The sequence below is a fragment of the Aeromonas sp. LsrichE-8G genome, assembly GCF_022869435.1.
Taxonomy (GTDB): domain Bacteria; phylum Pseudomonadota; class Gammaproteobacteria; order Enterobacterales; family Aeromonadaceae; genus Aeromonas; species Aeromonas caviae.
Map to the genome: position 1 here is coordinate 67688 of NZ_JALIHH010000214.1, position 446 is coordinate 68133.

A 446-nucleotide genomic window follows, 5' to 3' on the forward strand; every position below is an offset into this window, starting at 1 on the left:
AGTGTTTCCAGTCAATGACATCTGGTGACGGCAGTGATTGCATTGCCACACACGTGGCCGCCTTCTCAGGCGACAACAGGTCTTGTTGGCACATTCAGGGCAGACAAAGCCGTTAGGAAAACGCCAAGTGAACAGCGCGTTTTCGCACTGAGCCTCAGTGCCATAGTCCTTGAGAAACTCAAACAGGCTGTAGCCTTTCTGGAATTGGATTTTGCTTTTGGCCATGATCTCGCACCTCGATAACTGTACGTAAGATCAGTATAGTTCGTGGTAACTGACTGCTAATCATGGGTAATCAGGTACGCTTTATCACTTTGATCTTGTTGTTCACCCCTTCCAGCACACTCGTGTGCATCGGGTAGTTTGCACTCGCCAGGATCCCCCGCATATATTTCGATAAATTTCGACCAAATCGTTGCAGCGGCGCTAGCCCGCTTTCCTTCACC

At 49.6% G+C, this 446-nt stretch carries 1 protein-coding gene and 1 pseudogene; both read right to left on the reverse strand.

Features of this window, described 5'->3' with window-relative positions; all coding sequences use genetic code 11:
* Positions 1 to 225 (reverse strand): transposase (locus MUW49_RS19325; protein WP_244813097.1); only part of this gene is annotated, 225 nt, incomplete at its 3' end.
* A gap of 76 nt (positions 226 to 301) precedes the next feature.
* Positions 302 to 446, reverse strand: a pseudogene (locus tag MUW49_RS19330) (transposase); the annotation flags it as partial.